Genomic DNA, 25,369 nt, shown 5'->3' with positions numbered 1-25,369 from the left:
AAGGAGGCTACATCAATGGCAAGTATTAGCAAAACGGCTCAAGCGGGTACGTTAGAATCAAGCGACGTTATGATTACAGTTACACCTGGTGCAAAAGATAGCGGTATTGTAATAGAAGTAGAAAGTATAGTATTAGCCCAATATGGCGAAGACATAAAAGCCATTTTACTTAGTACGGTTCAGAAACAGGATATAACAGATATTTATATAAAAGCAGTGGATCGGGGAGCTTTGGATTGCACGATTTGCGCTCGTTTACTGGCAGCCTTAAGTCGTGCTGGTGCAGTGCTAAAGGAGGAAATGCTGTAATGGATTTGAGAAGAAGTATGTTATTTATTCCAGGAAATAATCCGGGCATGTTACAAAATGGTGGTGTATTTGGTGCAGATTCAGTAATTCTGGATTTAGAAGATGCAGTAGCTCCAATGGAAAAAGATGCGGCTCGGTTTTTAATAGCTCATGCTTTACAAACAGTGGATTATGGAACTAGCGAAAAGGTGGTTCGGATTAATCCGTTAGATACTTTTGCTGCCGAAGATATTAAAGCAATTGTTCCTTGTTGTCCTGATGCAATATTAGTGCCTAAGGTAGAAAGTGCAGCAGATATTCATCAAGTAGTGTCCATGATTGCGGCAGTAGAAAAACCAGGGCAGACTCCAGTAAAAATTATTGCTTTATTAGAAACACCTTGTGGGATTGCCGAAGCCTATTCGATTGCGAAGGCGGATAAGCGAGTGGTTGCTCTATCCCTAGGAGCAGAAGATTACACGGCAGGCTTAGGTGCTATGCGTACCAGAGAAGGAAATGAAATTTTTACAGCACGTACCCTTGTGATTAATGCGGCAGCTGCTGCAGGGATTCAATCCATTGATACTCCCTACACAGATGCTAACGATGAGAAAGGATTACTTGCTGATACTAAACTAGCTAAAAGTCTTGGTTTTAAAGGGAAATTGTCCATTAATCCTAGGCAAATTGATACAATTCACAATGTCTTTAATCCTAGTATGAGTGACATTGACTGGGCTGAGCAAGTCATCCACGCCATTCGTAAAGCGGAAGCTGAAGGATCTGGTGTAGCTTCTTTGAATGGTAAGATGGTTGATTTACCTATCGTGAATCGTGCAGAGCGTATTTTACATTTGGCACGGCTTTTAGGTTTGATTGAGGAGGTAAAATAATGAAAAATGCAATTGGACGTGAAATACCTGAAAATATTCCCGGCATTGGAAAAATTAAACCTTTTGCGGGTGCCTTTGCTACAAAGCCAGACATGAATAGGCAAGCACCTAGTGTCAAAGGTGTGCGCCCTACAGATAATAAACTAGTAGATAATTTAGTAGAAGTATTTAAAAAGATACCAGTAACAGACGGTATGACATTATCTTTCCATCACCATTTTAGAAATGGAGATGGAGTTGTTAATATGGTATTAGCAACGGCTGCCCAGTTAGGATTAAAAAATCTGAAAGTGGCGTTAAGTTCTGTTTTCCCTGTTCATGCTCCGATGATTGAACATGTAAAAAATGGTGTTGTAACGGCACTAGATACCAACTATATGTCCGGTCCAGTCGCACAGGCAGTATCTCGCGGTTTATTTGAAAAACCAGTAATATTGCGCACCCATGGCGGACGTGGAAGGGCCATTGAGAGTGGGCAGCTTAAAATCGATGTCGCTTTTATTGCTGCACCTGCAGCGGATGAATACGGAAATTTGAATGGTGTGCAAGGACCTGCCGCTTGTGGATCATTAGGCTATGCATTTCCTGATGCCCAATATGCAGATCATGTAGTGGCTGTTACGGATTTTCTCGGCGAATATCCTTTGTCCCCTATTTCAATACCACAAACCCGGGTAGATTATGTAGTAAAAGTTGATTGTGTTGGTGATCCAAAGGGGATTGTATCGGGCACAACTCGCATTACCAAAGATCCAGTTGGACTTAAAATTGCGGAAACAGCAGCAAAAGTCATTCAAGCTACTGGGCTTTTGAAAGATGGTTTCGCCTTCCAAACAGGAGCAGGTGGTGCTTCTTTAGCAACAGCTTCTATTGTACGCAAAATGATGGAAAAAGATAATATTGTAGGTAGTTTTGCCTTAGGTGGTATTACAGGCTATATGGTAGATATGCTGGAAAAAGGCTTATTCAAAAAACTAATGGATGTTCAAGGTTTTGACTTAGAAGCCATTCGTTCGATAGCAGAAAATCCAAACCACTTGGAAGTTGGTGCAGATTTTTATGCCAGCCCTTTTAATGCAGGTTGTGCCGTTAATAAGCTAGATGTGGTAATCTTAGGCGCTACTGAAATGGATACTGATTTTAATGTAAATGTAGTTACTGGTTCTGATGGTGTCATTATGGGGGGCTCAGGTGGTCATGCGGATGCGGCAGCTGGTGCAAAAGTAACTATTGTTGTGGCGAACTTATTGCGTGGTCGTCTGCCGATTATTGTGGATAAAGTGCTGACTGCTACTACGCCTGGTGAGACCATTGACATCCTTGTTACAGAACGGGGTGTGGCTGTCAATCCTAGAAGAGTCGATCTAAGAGAAAGGTTAGTTGCGGCTGGCCTACCTGTTAAAGATATAAGCGAACTAAAACAATTAGCCGAGAAAATAGCAGGAACACCTAAAAACTTAAAAACTGGAGAAAATATTGTTGCGGTGGTAGAGTATCGTGATGGCACAATTATTGATGTTGTGCGTCAAGTGGAGGCCTAATTATGTTATGGGGTAATATAGAAGAGCGAGTGATTAACCTCAATAATGATAGACAGGTTACCGCTGTAAGGGAATTCTTATCCCGGTTTTCACTGACTTTTAACGAAAAAGTAGATTATACTATGGCTTTATATAAAGAAGATAAGATCGTAGCTACAGGTTCTTTGTCAGGAGAAATATTGAGAAATATCGCCATTGACGAATCCCTGCAGGGAGAGGGTTTGACATCAGCAGTAATCAGTCATTTAATGCAGGAAGCTGGACGGCGTGGCATTTATCACTACTTCATTTTCACCAAACCGGACAAAGCACATTTGTTTAAAGAATTAGGTTTCAAGGAAATCGCTAGGGCTCTGCCTTTCGCAGTCCTATTGGAATCTGGTATTGGATCAATTACTACCTATTGCAAGGAATTGGCTGCTCAGGTGGCCAATTTACCTGCAGGAAATCGGGCAGCTTTAGTGGTAAATTGTAATCCTTTTACTTTAGGGCATCAGGCAGTCATTGCAAAAGCAGCCAAAGAAAATGCAGCTGTTATTGTATTGGTAGTAAGTGAGGAAGGTTCCTTGTTTCCTTTTGATGTTCGCTTTCGCTTGGTAAAGGAAGGATTGGCTGCTTATGATAATATAATGGTTATTCCTGGCGGTAAATATATTGTATCTGCCGCAACCTTCCCTGGTTACTTTACAAGGGGAGATGAAACGGTAACAGCGCAAACTAGACTCGATGTTACTGTATTTGCTCAATATATAGCGCCAGCTATGGGCATTACCCGCCGGTATGTGGGAGATGAACCTTATTGTGCGGTAACAAGAGCATATAATGAAGCAATGCTCTCTATTTTACCAACTTATCATATTGATGTGCTCGAAATGCCAAGGATTGCCATTCAAGGCAGTGTTGTAAGTGCCTCTAGAGTGCGGGAGCTTATCAGACAAGATGGATGGGAAGAAATAAGAACTTTAGTACCTGAGACTACCTATCAGTATTTACGTTCACCGGCAGCCACCCAAATTATAGAGAAAATAAAAGCCAGTGCATCACGACATTGAGAAGGTTATTTTCTCTTATTAGAATAGAATGAATTTTGTAACGAATTGAAAGAATATTGTATACAAAATACATAGGCCATGCTATAATAAGGTGAAAAAACTAGTGGAGGTGCTGTATTGTGCGTTTAGAGCATGATTTTCTTGGCGAAATTGAAATAAAAGATGAAGTTTATTACGGAGTACAAACAACTAGAGCATTAGAAAACTTTGTGATTACTGGACATAGATTAAATGATGATTTTATCATTTCCTTTGGTATTGTAAAGGCGGCAGCGGCCAAAGCGAATATGAAAACTGGACGTATGCCTAGCAGAATTGGTAATGCCATCGTACAAGCTGCAGAAGAAATCATTGCAGGCAAATTACATGACCAATTCGTCGTTGATTGTATTCAAGGTGGAGCAGGTACATCCATGAATATGAATGCCAACGAAGTAATTGCCAATCGTGCCCTTGAAATCTTAGGTGAGAAAAAAGGGGATTATGCTCTGATTTCACCTAATAATCATGTAAATATGGCTCAATCTACAAACGACGTAATGCCAACAGCTATGCGTATTTGTACAATTACAAAAGCAAAAAAACTAATTGCTGCGTTAGAAGAAATGGAAGCTACCTTTACAGCAAAAGGTGATAGCTTTAATCATATTTTAAAAATGGGACGTACTCATTTGCAAGATGCTGTGCCCATTACTTTAGGTCAGGAGTTTTACGCCTATGCGCAAGCCACAAAGCGTGCGGTTAAAAGGGTTAAAGAAAATGTGCGGAATATGCATTTTGTAAATATGGGAGCTACGGCAGTTGGTACGGGTCTAAATGCAGAACCTGAATATATTAAATATGTAGTAGAAGAACTTTCTAAGCTAACAGGTGAAGAGATTCAATCAGCCATTGATTTAGTGGATGCTACCCAAAATACAGATCAAATTGCTGAGTTTTCAAGTGCCTTAAAGGTCACTGCGTTAGCATTCTGTAAAATTGCTAATGATATTAGGCTTATGGCATCAGGTCCGCGTTGTGGATTAGGGGAACTATCCTTGCCGGCGAAACAACCTGGGTCTTCCATTATGCCTGGGAAAGTAAATCCTGTTATTCCCGAAACTGTGAACCAAGTAGCTTATCAAGTTATGGGCAATGATTTGGCTATTAGCCAGGCTGTAGAAAATGGACAGTTTGAACTTAATGTTATGGAGCCAGTAATGGCATATAATCTTTTTAATTCCTTAACGATCTTAACGAATGTAATTAATACTTTTAATTACAAATGTGTGAAAGATCTTGAAGCCAATGAAGAACGTTGCCGTGAAATGATTGATAAGAGTGTTGGCATTGTTACCGCATTATTACCTCATATCGGTTATGAACAATCTTCAATTATTGCAAAAGAGGCGTTAAAAACAGGAGCTTCTGTTAGAGAGTTAGTTATTTCTAAAAAGTTACTTACCGCAGATCAATTAGAAATTATTTTATCGCCAGGTGAAATGACACAACCAGGTATTGCAGGTAAACAATTTTTAAAATAACTAGATGATATGATGAATTATATTTGCGGTCAAAAGGGATACTTACTGTAGTGGTAGTACTTTTTGACCGCAAATTTGTAATATTTAAGTGACATTGGTCAAAATGCTGCCAGGTAGCCATGGAAGTTAAACATTTCTTCGTTGCTATGGTAGAAATTACATAACGCAAATATTCTATAAATTTTATCTTATCATAGCAATTAAGTGGTTTACCTGAAAAGTTTGTGATATAATACACTTGTATATTAGAATAGGGGGATGAGCATGCGTACAATTGAGGTAGAGCAAATTACTCAGGCGATAGCAAAGATGTGCATGGATGCTTGCTATTATTTATCCGAGGACGTTTATGATGCGTTAGTGTCAGCTGGAAGAAAAGAAGAATCAGCCCTTGGTAAAGAAATTATTGGGAAACTAGTGGAAAATGCTAATATTTCTAAAAATGAACAAAGACCTATCTGTCAAGATACAGGGATGACAGTAGTATTTATGGAAGTAGGACAAGATGTTCATTTCGTAGGTGGCAGTTTGGAAGAGGCAGTAAATGCTGGTGTTGCCAAAGGCTATACAGAAGGCTATTTACGTAAATCAGTTGTTGGCGAACCTTTATTTAACCGTAAAAATACAACCAACAATACCCCTGCTATTTTACATACTAGCATTGTTCCTGGTGACAAAGTTAAGATTAAATTAGCACCTAAAGGTTTCGGTAGCGAAAATAAGAGTGCTTTAAAAATGCTCGTACCTGCTGATGGCGTTGAAGGTGTGAAAAAAGTCGTTCTTGATACAGTGAAGACAGCTGGTCCTAACGCCTGTCCTCCGATGGTCATAGGTGTTGGTATTGGTGGCACTATGGAAAAATCCACAATATTAGCAAAAAAAGCGTTATTACGTTCTGTGAATAAACGTAATGAAAATCCTGATTATGCTAAATTAGAAGAAGAGCTGCTGGAAATGGTTAATAAAACGGGTGTAGGGCCTCAAGGCTTAGGTGGCGTAACGACTGCATTGGCAGTAAATGTTGAATATTTTGCTACCCACATTGCTGGATTACCAGTTGCTGTTAATATTAACTGCCATGCCACAAGGCATGCTGAAGTTGAACTGTAGGAGGTGTAGATAAAATGGCAGAAGTAAAACGTATTACCACTCCATTAACAAAAGAAATGGCTCGTTCCTTAAAAGCTGGTGATAGTGTTCTAATTACTGGAACTATATTTAGTGCCCGTGATGCAGCCCATAAGGTTATGACAGAAGCATTAGATCGTGGTGAGAAATTACCTGTAGATTTTACAAATCAGATTGTATATTATCTAGGACCTACTCCAGCTAAACCTGGAGATCCTATTGGTTCAGCTGGTCCGACCACTGCTGGTCGCATGGACAAATATACACCACAAATGATCGAACAAGGTCTTAGTGGTATGATTGGTAAAGGCTATCGCTCTCCTGAAGTCGTGGAAGCTATGAAAAAGAACAGTACTGTTTTCATGGTAGCCATTGGCGGAGCAGCAGCATTGATCGCAAAAACCATTAAAGCTTATGAAGTGTTAGCATATCCTGAGCTAGGTGCAGAAGCATTAGCTAAACTAACTGTGGAAGATTTCCCTGCAATCGTAGCGATTGACTGTGATGGCAACAATTATTATGAAGAAGGTCAAAAACCTTACCGCAAAATATAGTAGTAATTGCTATTGTAAGTAAATATATCGGTTTGTACTAGGACAAGCTAACTGTCGTTAGCGCCTTTTAAAATTTTTTATTGCGGGAGTACCTTAGTGGATACCTGCGGTGTTGCAAGTAGCTACTAAGGTGCTCCCGCAATATTAATAAAACTTCAGTAATTGGAAATGATTATTTGCGAATAATTTCACATTTCTATAAAACCGTTGAAGGAAAAACCAAACTAGCGTCGAAATAGCATTATTTGTACAGTATGTTGGCAATCTTATATGTCAACTATGTAAATATTACAGGAGGTAAAAGCATGAACAATTTTGATTTTTGGATCCGTCGTATTCATTCTCTTTCAGGTGTTGTCGCAATCGGTGCATTTTTATTGGAGCATATATTTACTGTTTCAACAGTAATTGGGGGGCCAGCTAACTTTGATAAGTCAGTAGCGGCACTTGCCTCTATGCCGTTTTTGGTTCCAATTGAAATTATCGCTATCGGCTTGCCTATCGCATTCCACGGTATATTAGGTGTGGTATATGCTCTGAAAGCGAAAAATAATCCTACTCAGTATGGGTATTGGAACAACTGGATGTTCTACTTACAACGTATAACTGCCTATATTGCCTTTGTTTTTATTATATGGCACGTATGGACTTTACGTATTGTCGGCAAGGCAATGGGTGGTCATCTGATTGGCTACGACTTTATGCATAAAGTATTGTCTGATCCTTTAACTTTTGCTTTATATGTAATTGGACTATTATCATCCGTTTTCCATTTTACCAATGGTTTATGGGGTTTTTCAATTACTTGGGGCATTGTTGCAGGACCACGTGGACAACGTATCGTAAGCATTGCAACTATGGCATTATTTGTACTCATCTCTAGTGTAGGACTTACAGCTCTTACACATTTTGTGAAATAATTTAAAGTAAGGAGAGAGCTTAGTGAAAAAGAAAATTATAGTTGTTGGCGGCGGTTTATCCGGCCTCATGGCAACACTTAAAATTTGTGAAGCTGGCGGAGAAGTAGAATTATTCTCGTATTGCCCCGTAAAACGTTCTCATTCCCTTTGTGCACAAGGCGGTATGAATGCTTGTATGGATACAAAGGGTGAAAATGATACTGTCCATGAACACTTTGATGATACTGTTTATGGTGGTGACTTCCTTGCTGACCAGACTGCAATAAAAGGCATGTGTGAAGCCGCTCCAAAATTAATTAAAATGTTCGATCGTATGGGTGTTACATTTACTCGTACACCAGAAGGTTTACTTGACCTTCGTAATTTTGGTGGTCAGAAAAATAAACGTACTTTGTTTTCTGGTTCCACAACAGGTCAGCAACTTCTTTATGCACTTGACGAACAAGTTCGTGCTTGGGAAGTTAAAGGTGCTGTTAAGAAATATGAATTCTGGGAATTCATTAAAATTATTAAAAATAAAGAAAACGTTTGCCGCGGTATTGTAGCACAAGACATGAATTCTATGGAAATCAGAGCTTTCCGTGCTGATACGGTTATCCTTGCAACAGGCGGTCCTGGTATGGTATTCGGTAGATGTACTGCTTCGACAATCTGCAATGGTTCAGCAGTATCTGCCGTATATCAGCAAGGCGCTCTTATTGGTAACCCTGAATTTATTCAGATTCATCCAACAGCTATTCCTGGTTCCGATAAAAACCGCTTGATGTCTGAAGCTTGCCGTGGTGAAGGCGGACGAGTTTGGGTTTATAAAGATGGTAAACCATGGTACTTCTTGGAAGAAATGTATCCTGCATATGGTAACCTTGTACCTCGTGACGTAGCATCTCGTGCTATTTACGATGTATGCGTAAATCAAAAACTTGGTATCAATGGTGAAAACAAAGTATATCTTGATCTTTCCCATATTCCAGCAGATTATCTTGAACGTAAATTAGGCGGCATTTTGGAAATTTATTCGGAATTCGTTGGCGATGACCCACGTAAAGTTCCAATGCAAATTTATCCTTCCGTTCATTATTCCATGGGCGGTATCTGGGTAGATACAAAACATAACACAAACATTCCTGGTCTTATGGCATCTGGTGAATGTGACTATCAATACCACGGTGCAAACCGTCTTGGTGCAAACTCACTTCTTTCCGCTGCTTATTCTGGTACTGTTTCAGGTCCGGAAGCTATGCGCTGGGCTAAAGAAGGAGAAAAAGGTTCAGAACTTACTGATGAAGAGTTAGCAAATGCAGCAAAAGAATGCCAAGAAGAATATGATGCTATTTTAAAAATGAATGGATCGGAAAATGCGCATGAACTTCACCATGAACTTGGTGATTTAATGAACCAATACGTCACCATTGAACGTGTGAACAAAGACCTTGATTATTGTTTCGATGAAGTAAAGAAAATTCTTAAACGTTGGGATAATATCGGTATAGTCGATAAAGCAAACTGGGCAAACCAAGAAGGTATGTTCGCAAGACAGCTCCGCAATATGATTATTTACGCTTTAGTTGTAACAAAAGCAGCACGTATGCGTGATGAAAGCCGTGGGGCTCACTACAAGCGCGAATTTCCAACCCGTGATGACGAACGCTTCATGAAAATAACAGTTGCTGAGTATGACCAGGCAACAGCAGAGCCTAAGATCAGTTATGATGATTTTGATCATTCATTGGTTAAACCGCGTCCTCGTAACTATGCTGTTGCTAAGAAAGAGTAAGAAGGAGGTAGATAATAATGGCAGAAACAAAGAAAAAAGTACATTTTATCATAGAAAGACAAGATGGTCCTAATTCCCAACCCTATACAGAAGAATTTGAAGTTGACTATCGTCCTGCGCTTAATGTTGTTGCATCTCTTATGGAGATTCAAAAGAACCCTGTTACAAAAGACGGCAAAAAGACAACTGCTGTTGTTTGGGAATGTAATTGTCTGGAAAAAGTTTGTGGAGCTTGCATGATGGTCATCAACGGTAAAGCACAACAGGCTTGTGCTGCTCTAATTGATCATCTAGAACAACCAATTCGTTTGAGTGCTGCTAGAACTTTCCCTGTTATCCGTGACCTTGCGATTGACCGTTCGGTAATGTTTGATAGTTTAAAACGCATACACGGCTGGGTAGATGTAGATGGAACCTGGGAAGTTCATAATGATGCTCCGCGTCAGAATCCAAAAACTGCAACTACCGCTTATGAAATTTCTCGTTGCATGACTTGCGGATGCTGCATGCATGCTTGTCCAAATGTAAATCAAGGCTCTGAGTTCATTGGGCCTGCTCCTATTGCACAAGCACATCTCTTTAATCTCCACCCAATTGGCGAATATCAGAAAGAAGAACGCTTGGATGCATTGATGGAAAAGGGCGGTTTAGCAAGTTGCGGTAATAGCCAAAACTGCGTAAAAGCATGTCCGAAAGAGATTAAATTGACTGAGTATATCGCAAAACTGAATCGTGATACAAACAAGCAAGCACTGAAGAGCTTATTTAATAAATAAGCTGTAAGGTGAGAAGAAAATCTACATTGTATCCTTGGATACAATGTAGATTTTTCTTTTACAAGGTTCTTGACATAATAAAGTCATTATGTTATTATAGTTAAGTGAGTTAGCGGTGATCAAGACAAAACTTGATTACAATTAATTTATGAGTGGAAGAAAGAAAACATTTTTAAAAAAGATGTTGACAAACTACTGACACTGCGGTATAATAGATAATGTGATTAACGGGGCGTGGCTCAGCTTGGTAGAGCACCTGGCTTGGGACCAGGGGGTCGCAGGTTCGAATCCTGCCGCTCCGACCATCAAATTAGTTTCATGTTATATGCGGGTGTAGCTCAATGGTAGAGCGCTAGCCTTCCAAGCTAGTTACGAGGGTTCGATTCCCTTCACCCGCTCCATTTGTTTCAATAAAAATATATGTGCTTGTAGCTCAGCTGGATAGAGCAACGCCCTTCTAAGGCGTGGGTCGGGCGTTCGAATCGCTCCAGGCACACCAACTATCAATAAATTCAAGCCTTCAAGGGCATTAACCTTGAAGGCTTTCTTGTTGTATATTGAAAACCACGCGCTAGGCGTATGGTTCCAAAAAGCTTACAGTTATGAGTAGAAAAAAAGACCCTCCTTTTGTTAGAATGAATGCAAGCTTGCCGACCGCATGACTCAACAAAGGAGGATCATCAAAATGGATAACAGGAGTTTAGCACATACAAAATGCAGATATCATATAGTATTTGCCCAAAAGTATAGAAGACAACGACCCGCTCTAGTAAACTCAAGCCTGTTGCCCTGTGTCCCTGGTTTTTCTGTAAGTTGCTTCATATTTCTGTATCGATCTTCCATTTCCACCATAATAGATAGAGATGAATCTTCCAAAAATCACTATCTATTATGGTGGATAGAAAATGCTAAAATACAAATCCTATCAGAAGGGGGGATATTAGAATGGCTAGTGAAGAGACTTTCATTATTAAGAAATTATGGGATGAATTAAGCGGAATAAATATGCATAAAATCAATCGAGCATGTCAGCAGAATCTTCAAATTGGACTTATAGGTTCTTCGGAAATGATTGAAGAAATGATAAAATGGTTGATTAGTTTCCCTTATGCCTCTTTGAATTTACCAATAGATGGAAATTATAATGTATACAATAAAAAAGAGGTAATGAAGCGACTCATACTTGTTCCTACGTCGGCAGGAGGCGAGATCAATGGAAAGTTGATAAAAGCTTCAAATTTTTGTATTGTTGAGCCGTGTCTAGCCGATGCGGTAAAGGAACATCATTTAGAAGTGTATATTTTCGATAGCAACGACGCTGGCTTAGCATCTCAGATATTAGCTAATCATGAAAGGATAAGATTTACCCTATCACATAATTTTCCTGTTTTTCGTCCTGAGCATGCTAAAATTGAAATTCAAGAGACAGCTACTCAAAATGCGGCTTGGGTCTTTATCTCTGCATTACCCAGCTTTTTGCCTGCTCCCCATAGAATGATTGTTGCACCGTTAGAAATATTTGCAGATTTCATCGTTCTTACCGTTAATGAGATCAAGCTAATGTTTGAAATTATAGGTCTGATGGGTGAAAAAATACAATTAAAACATGTGTTAGAAATTATTTTATTATTTAGTTTAGCAAAGGCTTCAAAAGAAATTGCTACTCTTATTCTAAGATCAATACCATATCAATCTGCCTTAGTGGTAAAAGCGGCATTAGCATATGCCTTTACTTGGGCTATAGGTGAAACAATGGTATTTTTTATTGTAACTAGACAAAGAGTTAGTTTAGATTTCGTTATAAGGAGAATGAGACATCATTTTAAACAAGGATTAGTTCGAGCGACTTGCATGGGAAAAAAGAAAATAACTAATTGAACACGGGATTTTTATTTTGCTAACCAGTAACTGTAGTTTAATAATTGATAGTGGAAATAATTTTCAGGGGATAATTTCCACTACTTTTCAATACTAATTATGGACATATTAGTATTGGGGAGGTGATAAATATGAATAAAGAATGTAAACAAAAAGAACAACGAAAAGAAAACAAAAATCTTGAATTTGCAAAAGAAATTGCTAACAATGAAAATAGAAGAAAAGAAGAACAAAAAAAGCAAAAAGATTGTTAAAATAACGAAGGTGGCGTAAGCCACCTTTTACTATTATTAAGGATTAAAAAACATTTTGGGGGCGATGGCTTGAACCGAATTGTTTTAGAAGGAAAACTGGACATGGATGCAGAAATGCCAAAATTGATGTTAGGCGACCGTGATCTATGGAATATGTTAGATGAGTATTTCTTAGATGGAAGTACAGTAAAAATATCAATTGAAGAAATTGAGTAACGCAAAAAAAACCGCCCAGATGGCGGTTTTTTTATGTCCTTACTATATTTCCTGGTAATAAGTAATCAAGAAGTCGATTCACAATTAAGAAGCTTGAAACATAGCATACATGGAAGGACGATTGCTTGGACTGAAACCAAGAAAAAGGGGGGCGTTAAATATGGGGATTTCCAATGAGTTGCAAATTATTATCTGGGCTGTAGGGGCACTTTTGTCGGTCAAGGTATTAGCAATGACACTTTTCGTGCTATTTGCCAAAATGCAGGACAGTAGACTAAAACTTGCTATCCGGGGTATAATTTTACTGCTAGATGAATTTGCTGATCAAATGGAAAATGAAGAAAAACGGTATCGAGCTATACAACGAATTAATGAAATTTTAGGTTGGCAAAAGATTTTAATTCCAACGGGGCTAATTGGCTGGATTATTGATTCGGAGGTTGCTGCAATTCGTAAAATGCAGCAATCAACAGATACTCCCGATTTGCATGAGGATAGGAATGCGATGAGGAAAGTAACTCTGCTAGAACTTAATCAGCTGGCTTTACAGAGTAAAAGTGAACTATGGTCTGCAGCGCAAAGCGTGGGGCGAGATGTAAAGTTATATCTTCATTGGTCAGCCGGGCGTTATGGACAATTTTTTGATGAGTATCATATCAATATTGATAAGGATGCTAGTATTTATGTAAGTAGTGGTAATTTACATACAATTAAGTCTCATACATATAAACGTAATACAGGTGCAATTGGTATATCCCTAGCTTGTTGTTACAATGCGACAACAGATAGCCTTGGATATCAGCCTCCTACAGAAATGCAGATTGAAGCAATGAGTCAAGTAATCGCTGTATTATGCAAAGCATTGGATTTGACAATTGATATTTACCGGGTAATGACACATGCAGAGGCTGCTAATAATATGGATGGCCTTAATCCAGATTATGAAGTTAACGGATATCCCGATGGAAAATATGGACCTGGCTTTAGCTGTGAACGATGGGACTTGTGGTTTATACCAGGTGTTCCTAAAGGAGAAGGCGGTAATGTTTTGCGAGGAAAAGCAATCTGGTATCAACAACAAGGGGTTGGCATATTCTAACCAATACCAAAGCAGTATATGTATTGGAGTGAATTATTTAGCTGCCTATGTATTAAAAGACATAATCCTTACCTAATATATTGATAAGGAAACGAAAACCGATGGAGTCGTACTGTGTTTTTAAATTAAAAATAAAGGCTTCCCTTCAGTAAAAACTGAGTTGGAAGCTTTTTTGTTTAAAGCCTTTCCTGTAAACATTTTCATTGAGAGCCAACTTGGCAAAAGATTCATTTTACTAGGTCAATTTTTTACTGTAGGCAGGATTCTACAAGCAAAATGGGAAATAATAAAAAAGTATAGTTTTTTTTGAAGATAAGGAGTGGTAATGATGAAAATTGCTAAGAGTTTGACAGATTTAATTGGTAACACACCCTTGCTTGAGCTTAGTAATTATAACGGAACTAAAAATTTAAACGCAAAGGTAATTGCTAAACTAGAATATTTTAATCCCATGGGCAGTGTAAAAGATCGGGTAGGCTATGCCATGATTGTAGATGGAGAAGAAAAAGGGCTAATTCGTGAAGGTACTGTTATTGTTGAGCCTACTAGTGGTAATACGGGAATTGGCTTGGCTTTCGCCGCTACAGCAAAAGGTTATAAGCTAATCTTGACCATGCCAGATACGATGAGTATTGAGAGAAGGAATTTATTGAAGGCGTTAGGGGCTGAAATAGTCTTGACTCCAGGTACTCAGGGCATGAAGGGGGCCATTGCTAAGGCGGAAGAGTTACTAGAGGAATTTCCTAATTCCTATATGCCTCAACAATTTAAGAATTTAGCGAACCCTGCAATTCATCGTAAGACGACGGCACAAGAAATTTGGCAAGATACAGAAGGACACGTAGATATTTTTGTTGCTGGTGTAGGCACAGGTGGTACTATAACAGGTGTAGGTCAGGTATTGAAAGAAAAGAATCCAGCGGTTAAAATTGTGGCCGTTGAACCGAGTGATTCGCCTGTATTATCTGGAGGGAAGCCAGGCCCTCATAAAATACAAGGCATTGGCGCAGGTTTCGTGCCAGACATATTCAATCCCAAAGTGGTTGATGAAATTATCAAGGTAGAAAATCAAGACGCTTTCAAAACTGCTAGAGAATTAGCTAAAGTGGAAGGGTTGTTGGTAGGAATATCCTCTGGAGCGGCGCTTTTTGCTGCGACTCAATTAGCCTTGCGCCCTGAAAATAAGGGAAAAAATATTGTTGTACTCTTGCCTGACACCGGAGAAAGATATTTATCTACTCCCTTATTTCAGGAAGAGTAATTGAATCTTACAAGATACTTCAAAAACATTTAAAATAATAGTTGACATTATCAATTAAAACAAGTATACTTACTCAAGTAAGGCAACCGCAAATCGACTCCGTAGCCCAGCTGGATAGAGCGCTTGACTACGAATCAAGAGGTCGCAGGTTCGAATCCTGCCGGGGTCACCATATTAGATCATTAGAACGCTTGAAGAACTCTTCAAGCGTTTTTTTTATATATAATGTTAAATACCTGTAGTGATTAAAATATATATTTTTAATCACTATATATGCTTTTTTACGATAGTTGCGGGAAGGAAATTGTAAAAATAATTAGAATAATATAGGAGGAGAAAAAGAAATAGAAAAAGTAAAGTCGAAAAAAATAGTTTCATGTAATAAGGAGGAATTTTATGTTTGGACAGCGGAGTTTAAAAACACAGTTGATTATATTTTTTATTTTATTTGCAGTTATTCCTGCCGCAGTTGGTGGAGCAATCAGTATCTATATGAATGTTACGTCAACTAAAAATTCAACAATACAGAGCAATAGTAATACTACTTTACAGATTGCAAAACAAATCGAAATTATGCTAGATGATTCAAAAGGAATGACGGAAGGATTGGCAGCCAGTCCAACAGCACGTTCTTTGGATGGTGCGGTTATCCGTGATATGATTGTAAACTTTCAACAAAAAAACCCTCAGTTTGAGCTTATCTACGTAATGGATAAGACCGGCATGCAGGTTGCAAGGACTGCAGGTACATTAGCAAATCGTGGCGATCGACCTTACTTTGTAGAAGCCATGAAAGGCAGTACTTTTTTTACAGATGTTTATATATCATCTTTTACCAATGCACCTAGTGTAACAATTTCTGTACCAATCAAGGATGCTGCAGGGAAAAGTATCGGTGTTTTTGCTGCGGACATTGGTTTGCAAGCTTTATGGTCGATTGCAGAGAATGTTAAGGTGGGAAAGAACGGGTATGTTGAAATCGTTGATCATAACGGTGTGGTCATAGCATATCCGGATCATGAGAAAGTCTTAAAGAAAGAAAGTTTTGCTGAATTAGAATATGTGAAAAAAGTAATAGGTGGGCAAACTGGCTCAATGGACTCTATATCAAGCCGTGGTGATACAACAATTGCTACCTTTTCCCCAGTGAACAAATACAAGTGGGGAGTTATTGTAAATGAACCACTTAAAGATGTTCATAACGGAGCTGTATCCGCATCATATATCCTTATGGCAATTTTACTTATATCTTTATTGCTTGCAGCAGTGACAGCATTTTACATAGCTCGCAGTATAGTTTCTCCTTTACAGAAGGTAGTTGATTCAGTTCAACTGGTAGCTGGGGGAGATTTATCCCAAGCGCTTGTTGCCGAAGGGGCTTTAGAAGTAAATCAGTTGGTTCGGGGCGTAAATCATATGATGTCTGCCTTGCGGGAAATGATTAGCCATGCTTCATCTGTTTCTGAATCAGTAGCAGCATCAGCTGAGGAATTGACAGCATCTGCCACTGAAGTAGGACGTGCTTCAGAAGAAGTAGCAATTACCATTCAGGATGTAGCACAAAGTGCTACGAACCAAGTACAGTTATCGGATGAGTCAGCCGCTATCATGACGGAGATGCAAAGTGGTATTGCTGATGCCGTAGAAGCTGCCTGTGACGTTTCGGGGGCCTCTGAACGCAGCGAACAATCTGCTGAACATGGCTTAAAACAAGTTAATCATGCTGTTATGCTAATGAGCAGCATTCAAGAAGATGTAGGCAATGCGGCCCAAAAAATAAATGCGCTTGGCGAAAAATCACGGCAAATTGGCCAAATTGTTGAGGTTATTACCAATATTGCAGGTCAAACGAATCTATTGGCGCTAAATGCTGCGATTGAGGCGGCAAGAGCTGGTGAACAAGGTCGTGGTTTTGCAGTAGTAGCAGATGAGGTGCGTAAACTAGCAGAACAATCTCAAGAAGCAGCTAAGGAAATCGCTGAAATTATTGGCGCTATTCAAAGTGAAACAATTCAAGCGGTAGAAGCGATGGATAAGGGAAGCCACGAGGTAGTAGAAGGTGTTAAGGTGGTTTCAGCATCTAAGGTAGCCTTTGAAGAAATTTATGTAGATGTTAAAGAAATGCGAAAACGAGTAGAAAAAATTCTTGTATTAATGGATACTCAACTAACTGGTAGTGGACAAGTCGGTCAGTCAATTAATGGTATTGCGGATGCATCTAGAACGAATGCAGCTAGTTCTCAGGAAGTAGCTGCAGCTAGTGAAGAGCAAAATGCTTCCGTACATGAAATTGTAACAGCTGTTTCTGGTTTAGCAACTATGGCCAGCGAGTTACAAGAAGTTGTGCATAAATTTAAAGTTTAAGATCTTGTGATCAAAGGGGTGACCACAAGAACACATTGCACTAGCGCGCTGATAAGAACGCTCTAGAGGCTCTTGTGTTTTTGTGGTTTTCTTCTTTTGAAGCCTTCTTTATAACTTTTCAATATAATAAGTGTCTTTTAAGATATTGATACTTCTTCGAAGAAACATTCATTAAATTTATTGAAAAAGTGAGTATTATTAAGAAATAGCTGAAAAATAAGAGCTATATTGAAATAATTAATAATAATCACGGTTGTTATATTATAAAAAATCTGGTATATTAATAAAGTTGCTGTTGCGAGTTAGCAAAAACAAGATGTCAAAGTAAATACAACTTAAAAAAAGTTGAAAAAAGTGCTTGACATAATAACGGTAACATGGTAAAATAAATCTTGTCGCTAGGGAATGTTGAAGAACATTTAAAGATAAAATATGGTGGCTGTGGTGAAGCGGTTAACACGGCGGATTGTGGTTCCGTTATTTCGAGGGTTCGATCCCCTTCAGCCACCCCATTGAATAACTAGCAAAAAGCATGTAGGGGTATAGCCAAGTTGGTAAGGCACGGGACTTTGACTCCCGCACGCGTTGGTTCGAGTCCAGCTACCCCTGCCATTATGGTTCACTAGCTCAGTTGGTAGAGCACCTGACTTTTAATCAGGGTGTCCCGCGTTCGAGCCGCGGGTGAGCCACCATTTAACTTAATTATGCGGGAGTGGCGGAATGGCAGACGCACCAGACTTAGGATCTGGCGCCGCAAGGTGTAGGAGTTCAAGTCTCCTCTCCCGCACCATCAAAAGTTCAAGGCTTTCAGGGATTATCCTGAGGTCTTTTTATTTTTCCTATAGCCCTATGGGGCTTTTATTTTTTTTAGAGGAAAGAAAAATAGGATTTTGTTTTCTATGAATTTTTGCCATAAGCCAAACATTTGGTTCTTTACTGAATATAATAGAGGGAGCAGGGGAGTTTTTGTGCGCTGAAGACTCTTACATTGTTCAGAAAATATAAATTTACTCAAATTAAAAAGGGAGTGGGATAATGGGAGAGCATTTTGCTAAAAATTTTTGGAGTGAGCTAATTTGGCAAAAAGGACAGCGAGCCGAAAAAAGAGCAAAGGAGTTACTTGGTTTTCAGGTAAATCAAGTAGAGACTAATACAAAAATAATCCTAGATCTATCTGAAGGTTTAAATACAGGGAAGTTAAGTAAGTTAATACGATGGCTAATTAAGAAATAATTCCTTTATACTCTACATAATGAAGTAAATTGAACCCTGCTTGGGGATGATGGAAAAATAAGACTTTCTCATCTTTCTCAAACAGGGTTTAATTTTACGGAATCAGAAAGTATAACACTTTCTTGATTCCAAGTAAGAACGACTAAGGCTTCTGCCTGCGTCCGAGGATTTGGCAGGCCAAGTCTTTTCTTATAAAAAATGTGAAAATTTCGAACAAAACGAAGAACTTTGTAGGGAATTACCAAAATACGTCGAAGTAAATTGTGATGTAGCTGTGGAAGGACGAAAATGCTATGAAAAAACAGAAGCCTTTATTTAGTTTACAGACAACCATTGCAGTATTCGCTTGTATTGTTGTTGCCTTGGCATTATTAGTAACCGATATTATTATTAACGAGAGGATTGCGGAAAATGCTCGTATTAATTCCTCAGAGGAAGCAATTGAAATTGCTCGCATTGTTGCCAATACTCCTTTAATAATGGAAGCGTTAACTGGCAATAGAGATGAAAGGGAGATTCAGGTATTTACCGAGAAAGTTCTGAGCGTAAGCGAAGTTCGATTTATTACAGTGATGGACATGAATCGAATTCGAAAATCACATCCTAATCCTGAAAAAATAGGAGAATATTATGAAGAAGAGGATGCCAATCTTGTTTTTGAAGGACAAGAAACTACGTCTGTAAACAAAGGGTCATTAGGAGTTTCTTTGCGTGCTTTTTCACCGGTTTTTGCGCCTGACGGAAAGCAGGTCGGAGCTGTACTTGTCGGAGTTATGATGGAAAGTATACAAGCCTCAGTAGATGATAGTCGATCAGGAATCTATGGTGGTGTTGGAGTTGGGATGCTAGTAGGTGTGTTAGGGTCCTTAGTATTAGCCCGCAGAATAAAGAAAATTTTATTTGGCTTAGAACCTTTTGCCATCGCCAAAATATTTGAAGAACGCAGTGCCATGCTGCAATCAGTAAGGGAAGGTATTTTGGCAGTTGATAAAGATTCACGTATGACCATTGTCAATGAGGCAGCAATTAAGCTTTTTCAACAAGCAGGTATTAGTGATAATCCCATTGGGCAGAAGGTCGATGAGTATGTTCCAAATACACGCTTGCAGAAGGTTTTAGAGACGGGAGAAGCCGAATTAGATCAAGAGCAGGATCTTAATGGGATAACAATTCTAGCTAATCGTGTTCCTATAATTGTAGATGGTGAAATTGTTGGAGTTATTGCCACTTTTCGTGATAAAACGGAAATGAGGCAGATGGCGGAAAGGCTTACGGGCGTTAGTATTTATGCAGAGGCTCTACGGGCGCAGACCCATGAATTTATGAATAAATTGCATGTTATTCTTGGTATGGTTCGTTTGGGAGATTATGATCGATTGAATAATTATGTAAATCAAATTGCTAGTAGATATCAGGCTGAAGTTGGTTCTTTAGTTAAAAAAATTAAAGATCCTGTATTGGCGGGTTTTATTATTGGAAAAATTAGTTTAGCTAGAGAAGCTGGTATAACAATGACAGTATCTGAGGAGAGTTTTTTACCTGAACCAGCTGAACCTGAGGTAGTTCATGAATTAATTACAATAATTGGAAATTTGATAAATAATTCTTTGGATGCAGTAGAAACATCAACATGTAAGTGTGTAAATATTGATTTTTCTTGGGACAGCGATATTTTGACAATTGAGGTGAGTGATACTGGTTCAGGAATTGATGAGGGAGTAAAAAATAAAATTTTTGTACAAGGTTATTCGACAAAAGGGACTGATCGAGGGTTAGGATTGTATTTAATTCAGAGGAGTTTAGAACGACTTGGTGGGCAAATCACTGTCATTTCAGAGGTAGGCCATGGGGCAGTATTTAGAGTAATATTACCCTATTGGAGTAAGGAGGGATATTTTGATTAAAGTTTTGATTGTAGATGATGATCCGATGGTAGCAGAATTTAATCGTCGCTATGTAGAATTAGTGGAAGGATTTAAAATTGAAGCTATTGTCCATTCGGCTAATGAAGCACTTGAGATTTTGAATAAGGTTGATGTCGACTTAATTTTATTAGATATTTTTATGCCAGGCATGAATGGTTTGGACTTATTAATCCAACTTAGGCAGGTAGGCAAAGGTGTTGATGTAATTGTTATTACAGCTGCATGCGATAGACATAGTATAAAAAAAGCTTTGCAATTTGGCGCTGTAGATTATATCATTAAACCTTTCGAATTTGAGAGATTAAATTCTGCGTTACTTGCTTATAAAGGTCTTGCTATCTTAATGGAGGATCAAGATAGATTAAGCCAGGTTGAATTGGATCAATGTGTACTATATAAGGAACAACCTTTGTCCATGCAATTGCCGAAAGGTATCGATAGGAATACCCTAAAAGTAACATGGGAACAAATAAAGGAGTTAGATCGAAGTCTTTTTTCAACAGAGGAAATGGCTAAGTATATTGGAATATCTCGAGTTTCTATGCGTAAATATTTGGAGTTTCTGAGGCAGATAGGTTCTTTGAAGCTAGAACTCATCTATGGAACTGTAGGGAGACCTGTTTATAAATATCGATGTGTAAATTCTGTGAATAACCATATAAAACGTTATTTATAGTTTTTAGTAACATTGATCGGATTTATTGTTTGTTTTTACCTTTTTATAACGTAATAAAATATTTCGATGATGTTAAATCTTCTTTATATATTATAAACCGACCGTAAGGTCGGTTTTATTATTTGTGATTTACTTTACTTACTTTATTAACTTTAATTACAGAGTTGTTTTAGAAGTTACATAAGCTAGCAAATATTCTGTATATTGTGTATTTTTAAATAGACAGGAAAATACAAAAAATTCAATTACTTGAGGGGAGGATAGCTGGTAAATTGGACGGCATATTGTATTAAGATAAAATCAGCTGGAGGTGGAATATTTGTCTACAACAATCGAGAAAATCCAAGAAATGCAAAAGTACAGTGACAAAATCATGGCAGGTGGCGGTGCTAAACGTATTGAAAAACAACATGCCGCAGGTAAAATGACTGCACGTGAGCGTATTGAAAAATTATTAGATTCAAATACATTTGTGGAGCTTGACCGATTTGTAACTCACCGTTGTACTAACTTCGGTATGGAGAAGCAAGAAGCTCCGGGTGAAGGTGTGGTAACAGGCTATGGTACAATTGAAGGTCGCTTAGTATATGTATTTGCACAGGATTTTACTGTAGTCGGTGGTTCCTTAGGAGAAATGCATGCTGCTAAAATAGTCAAAGTACAGAGACTTGCTGTAAAGATGGGCGCTCCTATTATTGGCATTAATGACTCTGGCGGTGCACGCATTCAAGAAGCAGTAGATGCACTTTCAGGATATGGAAAAATTTTCTATGAAAACACGCTAGCATCTGGAGTCATCCCTCAGATTTCAGTAATTATGGGACCGTGTGCTGGCGGTGCGGTTTATTCTCCTGCACTGACGGATTTCATTTTCATGGTAAAAAATACTTCACAGATGTTTATTACTGGACCACAAGTAATTAAGTCGGTAACAGGTGAAGAGGTTACAGCTGAGGAACTTGGTGGGGCTATGGCTCATAATAGTATTTCTGGGGTGTCACATTTTGCTGCAGAAAATGAAGAGGACTGCCTTAATCAGATTAGAAATCTCCTAAGCTTTTTACCTGCTAATAATCTTGATAATGTTCCTCTAATACAAACGACCGATGATTCCAACCGTATGGAAGACAGTTTGGTCTCAGTTATTCCAGATAATCCAAACCAACCTTATGATATGAAAGATGTGATACAATCCATTGTTGATAGTGGACAATTTTGTGAAGTTCACGAACATTATGCACAGAATATTATCACTTGCTTTGCACGTTTTGACGGTAAAACAGTCGGGATTATTGCTAACCAGCCGAAAGTAATGGCAGGTTGCCTTGATGTCAACTCATCGGACAAGTCTGCTAGATTTATTCGGTTCTGCGATGCTTTTAATATTCCTCTTGTTAATTTAGTGGATGTTCCTGGTTTCCTTCCTGGTACTGACCAAGAATTTAACGGGATTATAAGACATGGTGCAAAAATGCTTTACGCCTATTCGGAGGCAACTGTTCCCAAAATTACAGTGATCTTACGTAAAGCCTATGGAGGCTCATATTTAGCAATGTGTTCTCAGGATCTGGGTGCCGATCAAGTATTGGCATGGCCTAGCGCTGAAATTGCAGTAATGGGGCCTGCTGGTGCAGCAAACATTATTTTCCGAGGCGATGCAGAGGTTGCAGCAAAAACGGAAAAATATATAGAAGAGTTTGCTACTCCTTATAAAGCAGCTGAACGTGGTTTTGTTGATATTATTATTGAACCTCAACAAACCAGACCTTATATTATTACATCTTTAAGTATGCTTGAATCAAAACGTGAAACGCGCCCAGCTAAAAAACATGGGAACATACCCTTGTAATTGGTATAAAAGGAGGTGCAAAGATGGGGATGTTTTCATTCTTGTTTGGTGAGGATAAATCAAAATGTAAAAAGGAAAAAGATACCTCACAAGAAATAGCTAGCACTAAAACAGAAGAAGCACAACAGTTATCACCTGATGCGATAAGTCCCGAAATTGTAGCTGTAATCGCGGCTGCAGCGTATGTCATGTTTACTGCTGAAAATCCAGGTATTTCTTTTAAAATTAATCGCATAAGTAATGCATGGGCCGCAACGGGCCGTCAAAAGTTAATGGATGCTCGTAGTTTTCCCCAATCTTAAATAGGAGGTATTTAGAACATGAATAAAATGGATCTTACAATTAGTATCAACGGAGTTTCTTACTTGGTGGAAGTTGAAAAAACAGGTGGAACCGGAGCTACAGGTTTTTCTGCAGCAGCCGCTACTACTACGGCTGCTACTGCTACCCCTACAGTAACCGCTGCTCCTGCTCCTACTCCTGCTGCTCCTAAAGCAGCACCTGTACAGGTTGCTGCCGCTGCTGGTGATACAACCATTCCAGCTCCAATGCCTGGTAAAGTAAGTAAAGTAAATGTTAAGGTCGGAGATAAAGTTAAAAAGGGCGATGTACTTATAATTCTTGAAGCCATGAAGATGCAGAATGAAATTGCCTCACCAGTAAATGGTACTGTAAAGTCAGTGAATACAAACAATGATGATAATGTTAAACCTGGACAAGTCTTAATAATTATAGGTAACTAGATCAAGAAATTTGATGCACAACATTTACAATAGTGCATCAGACTTGGAATTTTCTATACACGATATAAGGAGGAATAGCAATGGAGTCTTTATTATTACAGTATCCTTGGTTAGATGAACTGCTTATGGGATTTATTGGCTTGACATGGAAGCATGTGGTTATGTGGGGCATTAGTGCTTTGCTTATTTATCTTGCTGTAAAGCGCGACTATGAACCTGCCTTACTTTTACCGATTGGCTTTGGTGCTCTATTGGCCAATATTCCACATTCGTCAGCTATTTCACAGGTAGTGGGAGAAGAAGGATTTCTATGGGTCTTATACAAGGGGGGCATTGCCAATGAATTGTTCCCTGTACTGATATTTGTCGCTATTGGTGCTATGTGTGATTTTACACCGCTAATTAGACGACCTATCGTAATGCTGTTTGCTGCTGCAGCTCAAGTCGGAATTTTTGCTACAGCTATTTTTGCAACTTTAATGGGTTTTTCTTTTGAACATGCAGCTTCGATCGGTATTATAGGTGCTGCTGATGGTCCTACAACAATTTATGTTGCTAGCCGTTTTGCTCAAGAGTTGCTAGGGCCATTATCAGTTGCAGCCTATTCTTATATGTCATTAGTTCCCGTTATTCAGCCGCCTGTTATCAAGGCTTTAACAACGGAAGCAGAACGCAAGATTAAAATGGGCTATTCGGATGAAGATCCGGTTTCGCAAACTACTAAGTTTTTATTCCCTGTTATGATTACGCTCATTGCAGGTATCGTAGCTCCTATATCCGTTGCACTAATTGGTAGTTTGATGTTTGGGAATATTATTAAGGTTTCAGGCGTGGTCGACAATCTTTCCAATGCCGCGCAAAACGAGCTAGCAAATTTGGTAACCTTACTCTTAGGTATTACTATCGGGGGTACTATGTCCGGTGACAACTTCTTAACTGTACAAGTAGCAATGATTATGGGGCTTGGTGCAGTTGCCTTCGTCTTCGATACTGCAGGTGGAGTATTATTTGCGAAATTAATAAACCTGTTTAGCAAAGAGAAAATTAACCCTATGATTGGCGCTTGTGGTATTTCTGCATTCCCTATGTCAGGTCGGGTTATTGCTAAAATGGCATTAAAGGAAGATCCAACCAACTTTATCATTCAGCATGCAATTGGAGTTAATGTGGCTGGCCAGGTAGCATCAGTTGTAGCTGGTGGCTTAGTACTAGCATTAATACCTGCGTTAACCAAATAAAAAGTGAGGTGTTATTCTAATGGATGGAGCATTTTTAAAAGCGGTCACTATGATGGGGATTGCGTTACCAACAATGTTTGTTGTTATTGGTATCTTTATGCTGGCAACTACATTATTGCATAAGGCTTTTCCAGCGGGTGAGGATGAAGACTAACATTGAACTGGAAATTGAGTGGCAGTCATT

The 25,369-nt window shown here is 38.8% G+C and carries 24 protein-coding genes and 8 tRNA genes; all 32 read left to right on the top strand.

Translation table 11 applies throughout. The features are described 5' to 3' along the window. Positions 1-15: 15 nt before the first annotated feature. The 32 genes from citD to UFO1_RS26025 all read left to right on the top strand — a co-directional run bounded on the left by citD (position 16) and on the right by UFO1_RS26025 (position 25,339). Positions 16-309, top strand: coding sequence for a citrate lyase acyl carrier protein (citD, locus tag UFO1_RS15315; protein WP_038672177.1), 294 nt, complete (start codon positions 16-18; stop codon positions 307-309). Continuing rightward, positions 309-1,181: a CoA ester lyase gene (locus UFO1_RS15310; protein WP_038672175.1), complete on the top strand. Its 873-nt coding sequence runs from the start codon at positions 309-311 to the stop codon at positions 1,179-1,181. The genes citD and UFO1_RS15310 overlap by 1 nt, the downstream gene beginning before the upstream one ends. Next, positions 1,181-2,722 carry a citrate lyase subunit alpha gene (gene citF, locus UFO1_RS15305; protein WP_084159844.1) on the top strand — a complete coding sequence of 514 codons (1,542 nt, stop codon included), beginning with the start codon at positions 1,181-1,183 and terminating at the stop codon, positions 2,720-2,722. The genes UFO1_RS15310 and citF overlap by 1 nt, the downstream gene beginning before the upstream one ends. 2 nt (positions 2,723-2,724) lie before the next feature. Then, the gene (gene citC / locus UFO1_RS15300; RefSeq protein WP_038672171.1) at positions 2,725-3,774 is read left to right on the top strand and encodes a [citrate (pro-3S)-lyase] ligase; all 1,050 of its coding nucleotides are present in this window, start codon (positions 2,725-2,727) and stop codon (positions 3,772-3,774) included. A gap of 119 nt (positions 3,775-3,893) precedes the next feature. Next, entirely contained in the window at positions 3,894-5,297 is a 1,404-nt protein-coding gene (locus tag UFO1_RS15295; RefSeq protein ID WP_038672169.1) for an aspartate ammonia-lyase, read from the top strand. A gap of 264 nt (positions 5,298-5,561) precedes the next feature. Further along, the gene (locus UFO1_RS15290; RefSeq protein ID WP_038672167.1) at positions 5,562-6,407 is read left to right on the top strand and encodes a fumarate hydratase; all 846 of its coding nucleotides are present in this window, start codon (positions 5,562-5,564) and stop codon (positions 6,405-6,407) included. Positions 6,408-6,421: 14 nt separating this feature from the next. Further along, entirely contained in the window at positions 6,422-6,979 is a 558-nt protein-coding gene (locus tag UFO1_RS15285) for a Fe-S-containing hydro-lyase (protein WP_007930657.1), read from the top strand. Between the two features lie 305 nt (positions 6,980-7,284). Then, the gene (locus UFO1_RS15280; protein WP_038672165.1) at positions 7,285-7,899 is read left to right on the top strand and encodes a succinate dehydrogenase; all 615 of its coding nucleotides are present in this window, start codon (positions 7,285-7,287) and stop codon (positions 7,897-7,899) included. Positions 7,900-7,966: 67 nt separating this feature from the next. After that, entirely contained in the window at positions 7,967-9,673 is a 1,707-nt protein-coding gene (gene sdhA, locus UFO1_RS15275; RefSeq protein WP_051789118.1) for a succinate dehydrogenase flavoprotein subunit, read from the top strand. Positions 9,674-9,690: 17 nt separating this feature from the next. Next, complete coding sequence (gene sdhB, locus UFO1_RS15270) at positions 9,691-10,449, top strand: succinate dehydrogenase iron-sulfur subunit (protein WP_038672161.1); 759 nt, start codon at positions 9,691-9,693, stop codon at positions 10,447-10,449. A 228-nt stretch (positions 10,450-10,677) separates the two neighbouring features. Beyond that, positions 10,678-10,754, top strand: a tRNA-Pro gene (locus UFO1_RS15265). A 22-nt stretch (positions 10,755-10,776) separates the two neighbouring features. Then, positions 10,777-10,850: transfer RNA gene (locus UFO1_RS15260), tRNA-Gly, on the top strand. A gap of 21 nt (positions 10,851-10,871) precedes the next feature. Next, a tRNA-Arg gene (locus UFO1_RS15255) sits at positions 10,872-10,948 on the top strand. A 446-nt stretch (positions 10,949-11,394) separates the two neighbouring features. Then, a complete protein-coding gene (locus UFO1_RS15250) occupies positions 11,395-12,327 on the top strand; it encodes a hypothetical protein (protein WP_038672159.1) in 933 nt (310 codons plus the stop codon). 131 nt (positions 12,328-12,458) lie between these two features. Beyond that, positions 12,459-12,581, top strand: coding sequence for a hypothetical protein (locus UFO1_RS26030; protein WP_256380519.1), 123 nt, complete (start codon positions 12,459-12,461; stop codon positions 12,579-12,581). Positions 12,582-12,650: 69 nt separating this feature from the next. After that, positions 12,651-12,797, top strand: a complete 147-nt coding sequence (locus UFO1_RS25285; RefSeq protein ID WP_158442834.1) for a hypothetical protein — start codon at positions 12,651-12,653, stop codon at positions 12,795-12,797. 160 nt (positions 12,798-12,957) lie between these two features. Beyond that, a complete protein-coding gene (locus tag UFO1_RS15245; RefSeq protein WP_038672157.1) occupies positions 12,958-13,896 on the top strand; it encodes an N-acetylmuramoyl-L-alanine amidase in 939 nt (312 codons plus the stop codon). 325 nt (positions 13,897-14,221) lie between these two features. Further along, positions 14,222-15,157, top strand: a complete 936-nt coding sequence (gene cysK / locus UFO1_RS15240) for a cysteine synthase A (protein WP_038672154.1) — start codon at positions 14,222-14,224, stop codon at positions 15,155-15,157. Between the two features lie 95 nt (positions 15,158-15,252). Continuing rightward, a tRNA-Arg gene (locus UFO1_RS15235) sits at positions 15,253-15,329 on the top strand. 224 nt (positions 15,330-15,553) lie between these two features. Beyond that, the gene (locus tag UFO1_RS15230; RefSeq protein ID WP_038672151.1) at positions 15,554-17,521 is read left to right on the top strand and encodes a methyl-accepting chemotaxis protein; all 1,968 of its coding nucleotides are present in this window, start codon (positions 15,554-15,556) and stop codon (positions 17,519-17,521) included. 435 nt (positions 17,522-17,956) lie between these two features. Beyond that, positions 17,957-18,033, top strand: a tRNA-His gene (locus UFO1_RS15225). Positions 18,034-18,057: 24 nt separating this feature from the next. After that, a tRNA-Gln gene (locus UFO1_RS15220) sits at positions 18,058-18,133 on the top strand. Between the two features lie 4 nt (positions 18,134-18,137). Continuing rightward, positions 18,138-18,213 (top strand) — tRNA-Lys (locus UFO1_RS15215). 14 nt (positions 18,214-18,227) lie between these two features. Further along, positions 18,228-18,311 (top strand) — tRNA-Leu (locus UFO1_RS15210). A gap of 245 nt (positions 18,312-18,556) precedes the next feature. After that, the gene (locus tag UFO1_RS15205) at positions 18,557-18,754 is read left to right on the top strand and encodes a hypothetical protein (protein WP_038672149.1); all 198 of its coding nucleotides are present in this window, start codon (positions 18,557-18,559) and stop codon (positions 18,752-18,754) included. A gap of 293 nt (positions 18,755-19,047) precedes the next feature. After that, positions 19,048-20,658: a DcuS/MalK family sensor histidine kinase gene (gene dcuS, locus UFO1_RS15200; RefSeq protein WP_038672147.1), complete on the top strand. Its 1,611-nt coding sequence runs from the start codon at positions 19,048-19,050 to the stop codon at positions 20,656-20,658. Beyond that, complete coding sequence (locus UFO1_RS15195; RefSeq protein WP_038672145.1) at positions 20,651-21,355, top strand: response regulator; 705 nt, start codon at positions 20,651-20,653, stop codon at positions 21,353-21,355. Before dcuS ends, UFO1_RS15195 begins: the two co-directional genes overlap by 8 nt. 319 nt (positions 21,356-21,674) lie before the next feature. Continuing rightward, positions 21,675-23,204 (top strand): acyl-CoA carboxylase subunit beta, encoded by a 1,530-nt coding sequence (locus UFO1_RS15190; protein ID WP_038672143.1) that lies wholly within the window; start codon positions 21,675-21,677, stop codon positions 23,202-23,204. A 23-nt stretch (positions 23,205-23,227) separates the two neighbouring features. Next, positions 23,228-23,506 (top strand): hypothetical protein, encoded by a 279-nt coding sequence (locus tag UFO1_RS15185; protein WP_038672141.1) that lies wholly within the window; start codon positions 23,228-23,230, stop codon positions 23,504-23,506. Between the two features lie 18 nt (positions 23,507-23,524). Further along, positions 23,525-23,947, top strand: coding sequence for a biotin/lipoyl-containing protein (locus UFO1_RS15180; protein ID WP_038672139.1), 423 nt, complete (start codon positions 23,525-23,527; stop codon positions 23,945-23,947). Positions 23,948-24,027: 80 nt separating this feature from the next. Beyond that, entirely contained in the window at positions 24,028-25,185 is a 1,158-nt protein-coding gene (locus UFO1_RS15175; RefSeq protein WP_051788962.1) for a sodium ion-translocating decarboxylase subunit beta, read from the top strand. Between the two features lie 19 nt (positions 25,186-25,204). Continuing rightward, positions 25,205-25,339, top strand: coding sequence for a hypothetical protein (locus UFO1_RS26025; protein WP_256380518.1), 135 nt, complete (start codon positions 25,205-25,207; stop codon positions 25,337-25,339). Positions 25,340-25,369: the final 30 nt, after the last annotated feature.

The organism is Pelosinus sp. UFO1, assembly GCF_000725345.1.
In the GTDB taxonomy this organism is placed as follows: domain Bacteria; phylum Bacillota; class Negativicutes; order DSM-13327; family DSM-13327; genus Pelosinus.
Note: the sequence above shows the minus strand (reverse complement) of the source record. Positions and strands in the feature narration are given on the sequence as shown.